Genomic DNA, 2,034 nt, shown 5'->3' on the forward strand with positions numbered 1-2,034 from the left:
CGTGCCGGGCGGCCGCCACGGACTCCTCGTCGTCGCCCAGCACCCGCAGCCACGCGCCGCAGTCGTGCGGCAGCACGCTCACTCCGTACCGCAGCCCGGACCGCGGCCCCAGGCCGTCGAGCGCGGTGTGCAGGGCGTCGGCCACCTCGGCCGCGGGCGACCGGCCGGTCACCACGTACAGCGAGGCCAGCTGGGTGTGGCCGGAGAGCATCCCGGGGCCCGACACATCGTGCCGGTCCGGGCACAGCCGTACCGCGTCGAGGGCCAGCAGCCTGCCGTGCGGGCGGCGCACCTCCAGGTCGAGCCCGAGTACGTCGTACCCGTGACGCCCGCCGGGCCCGGGCCGGCCGGCCGCCACCGTCTCACCGATGACGAAGGTGGCCGCGGGGTCCGCGGTGATCACGGTGCGCTGGTAGAGCCTGGCACCCGGCAGCGGCACCAGCGGATCCGGCAGGTACTCCAGATACGCGTCGGGTCCTGCCGAGAGGTTGACCAGCCGGGTGGCATAACCCCGCTCCATCGCACGGACCTCGGTCGCGGCTCCCGTCGAGAGGTGCGCTTCGGTGTCGGCGCCGCAGCAGACGTCGATACGCTGCCGGTCCTCCTGGACCAGGCCGCCCGCGACAGGGGCCAGCCGCACGAACGCCATCTGCGGCCGCAGCGGGTCCGGGTGCTGCGGCCTGCCGATCCGCAGCGGCATCCTGCTGTACCTGCGGACCAGTTCGGTGCGTCCGCTCTGCCGCTCGAACCCCATTTCCAGGAGGCCGATCCGGTGGGCGGGCTCCCCGGTGACCGCGCCGGGGGCCGGGGCGTGACTGGCCACCTCGGGCGGTATCCGGCCCGGGGTGTGGTGTGTGGCGGAGAGCCGCGACGCCCCGCGTGTGCGTCCCGTCGCCGACGCCTCGGGAATGTCGTCCGTGACAAGCGCCATGGTGATTCCTTCCGGTCTGGCGGCCGGTGGGCCGGCAAGTCGTGCGCTGGGGAGCCGCTCAGTGTGCGGGCGCCGGGGCCGGCGCACCGCCGGAGGTCCCCGACAGGGCCTGGGCGGCGGGCACACAGCCGCCCAGATCGGCGAGTTCACGGCAGAGGGCGTCCGCCGTCACCTCCTCGATCACCGGAGCCGCCCCGCGCAGCAGCAGCTGGGCCGCGCCGTGGTCGGCCGTTCCCGTCCGCCGGGCCGCGGCGGCGAAGGCGGCGCAGAACGCGAACAGCTCGGCGGACACCGCCTGTTGGCGTGGCACACCGGCTCCGGCCTGGATGACGGCGGAGACCACCGCCCGGTTGCCCGGCGCCTCCCTGCGGGCGACCAGGGCGGCGAACTCCTCCACCGCTTCGGAGGGGAACACCGCACGGCCGGTGTCGAGCATCCCCCGGCCGGCCCGGGTCGCGGCGGCCCGCTGCTCCCGGCCGAGCTTGGCGGCGTACAGCCGTTCGTCGATCTCGGCCACCTCGCCCCAGCAGCCGTCCGAAGCGGCGGCGTGGGCGAGGGCGAGGGCCGTCGCGTCGGACGGCCCGACGCCCTGCCGCAGCAGGGTGTGCAGCAGGGGGCCGAGGCCGGCCCGGTCGACCTGGCCCGGCCGGACGAGGCAGTCCCACTCGTAGGCGGGGTTGCACATACCGCCGGGAAACCCGGGGTCGGCCAGCTGCAGGCTGATCAGCAGGGACGCGTGCGGGCCCGGGGTGACCGGGGCTGCGGGCGTCACCGGAGGCCGGGGCCGGTCGGGCAGCACGACACGTGGCACCCCTGGCCGGTGCCGGGTGGACCGTCGGCACGTCGGACGGCTGTGGGGCCGTCTCCGTACAGGTACACCGGCTGGCCGACCATGGTTGCCTCGTTTCGGCGGTTCGGGCAGATCACTGGGTGGAGTCGGACACGGCGAAGGCCGCGCTTCCGACGCTACGAGAGCCCGCGGGACCTGCCACTCCAGACGGCCCGATGGAGTGAGCGGCGCGGGTCAGCCGTGCGTACGCCGCCTGCGGGCCACGGCCACCAGGGCCGCGCCCGCCGCGGCGACGGCGGCCGACGCACCGGCG

At 75.9% G+C, this 2,034-nt stretch carries 2 protein-coding genes; both read right to left on the minus strand.

Translation table 11 applies throughout. The features are described 5' to 3' along the window. The coding region (locus G3I19_RS36265) for an urease accessory protein UreD (protein ID WP_164267914.1) at nt 1-931 on the minus strand (931 nt) is incomplete at its 3' end. Between the two features lie 58 nt (nt 932-989). Further along, the gene (locus tag G3I19_RS36270; protein ID WP_164267915.1) at nt 990-1,742 is read right to left on the minus strand and encodes an urease accessory UreF family protein; all 753 of its coding nucleotides are present in this window, start codon (nt 1,740-1,742) and stop codon (nt 990-992) included. Nucleotides 1,743-2,034: the final 292 nt, after the last annotated feature.

This window comes from Streptomyces sp. SID10853 (assembly GCF_010548145.1).
Classification (GTDB): domain Bacteria; phylum Actinomycetota; class Actinomycetes; order Streptomycetales; family Streptomycetaceae; genus Streptomyces.